Annotated in this window: 2 protein-coding genes; one reads left to right on the plus strand and one right to left on the minus strand. The window is 37.0% G+C overall.

Annotated features, from left to right (window positions below):
- Positions 1-891: glycosyltransferase family 4 protein (locus GSY74_RS00570; protein WP_164663159.1), on the plus strand; the 891-nt coding region annotated here is incomplete at its 5' end.
- Here the strand turns inward: GSY74_RS00570 and GSY74_RS00575 are convergent.
- Positions 875-2,021: hypothetical protein (locus tag GSY74_RS00575; RefSeq protein WP_164663160.1), on the minus strand; the 1,147-nt coding region annotated here is incomplete at its 5' end. The genes GSY74_RS00570 and GSY74_RS00575 overlap by 17 nt on opposite strands.

A 2,021-nucleotide genomic window follows, 5' to 3' on the forward strand; every position in this document is an offset into this window, starting at 1 on the left:
TATAGACTCTATAGAGAGATAAAACCTGATATGCTTCTTATCTATACTATCAAGCCAAATATCTATGGTGGTATGGTCTCCAAGCTTCTAAATATACCTACACTAAATGTTATTGCAGGGTTGGGTACAGTTTTTTTGAATGATAATCTATCGTCTAAGATAGCACGATGGTTATACAAAACCTCTTTTCGCAACAATAGAGTTCTTTTTGAGAATGAGGATGACTCTAATGAGTTTCTTTTTAGAAATCTTGTGCAAAAAGAGCAAGTTAGGCTAATCCCTGGTTCAGGAATCAATACCGAAGTATTTCAACCCAAAATTGGCGTGGTTAGTGATAGTAGCATGGTCTTTTTGCTAATAGCTAGATTGATTAGAGATAAAGGGATAGTAGAGTATATAGATGCGATAGAGTCTATCCGTCCAAAATATCCAGAGGTAAAGTTTAAGCTTCTTGGTTCATACTACGAGGGAAATCCATCTGCTATATCAGAGGATGAGGTGAGTTCTTGGGTCGAGAGTGGAACTGTGGAGTATTTAGGTTATACAGATGCTGTTTTAGAAGAGATTCAAAAAGCTGACTGTATTGTATTGCCATCATATCGAGAGGGTCTATCACGCGTTTTACTAGAGGCGGGAAGTATGTCTAAACCTATAATTACCACTGCTGTAACTGGTTGTAGAGATGTTGTTGATGATGGTGTTAATGGTTATCTAGTTCCTGTAAAAGATAGTAGCTCTTTGGCTACTGCTATGGAGAGGATGATTGCTCTATCCCAAAGTGAGCGAATAGATATGGGGAAAAAAGGGAGAGCAAAAGTGATAGATGAGTTTGATGAGAAGATAGTGATTGAACACTATCTTGCCGTTATATCATCTATAGATTATCACTAGGTATATCATAGATATGAACAGAATTTTTTAAAGCACTCCCATAAGGAGCGACTGCCACATCGTCTGTTCCAGAGCTATTCATACCTTCTAAAATATAGAGTTTATCATCAATAATCTCCAAACCTCTTGTGTCATAAACTCCATTATAGGTCAGGATACTATCATCATCAGCTATCTTATATGAGGCTAGACGCACTTTGGTAGCCCAATCTATTTTTATTAGATAATTTTTAGATGTCACCATCCAAGCATTACCACCTTCATCATATGCCATCCCATAGACATTCCCCTCATCACCAGTAGCTGTAAAAAGTGTACTTGAGTGGGTATCTGTTTCAAAATCATAACTGTATAAATCATAATCAATAGAGACAATCATCTCTCCATCAATATATTGAGCCGCTTGATACTCCGAATCTAGTATTCTAAAATCAATCGTATTCTCATCCTCATCATCTAAAACAAATGTACCATCTATACTCTCTCTAGTCAGCTTGAAAATAGCAGGTATACTCGAAGTACTTCCAACAAAAATATAGAGAATATCATTGACATCATCATAGACAACCGACTCCAAATCGTCCAATCCATCACAATCTTCTATCTCCTCACCATTTTCATCACGACAAATCCCTGAGAGCTCTTCTAACATATCACGGGTATAGATAGCCTTTACCTCTTTGGTTGTTAAATCCATCTCATATACACTATGAGCATTATCATCTGCAATCCATAAACTGTTGTTTGGAGCAACATATAGTATTGACTCTGAATCTTTTAACCCATCAAATGCCTCTATATGAGATAAGGCTATACCATCCACCTCATTTAGGTCACGATTCTCTCGCAAAGCATTAAAGTTTTGTGTTTTTAATACACCATCATCCATCCATTGGTTGGGTGCACCAAATGTACTGATAGCTTGTGTATCGAGGTCATCACCATAATCACCATCGGAAGGAAGGACGGTCAACAGAGGGTCTCTTTTGAGTTTAAATACCTCTTCACTGTCTATATTGGAGGATGACTCCTCTCCTGATTGGGCTAAAATTATTTTATTATCTTTAGTAATTTCTATAGTTATGGCATTGCTGTTTGTCTGAAAACTACCTATAGTGTTGGTTAAATCA

Source organism: Sulfurovum sp. bin170 (assembly GCF_010892395.1).
Lineage (GTDB): Bacteria > Campylobacterota > Campylobacteria > Campylobacterales > Sulfurovaceae > UBA1140.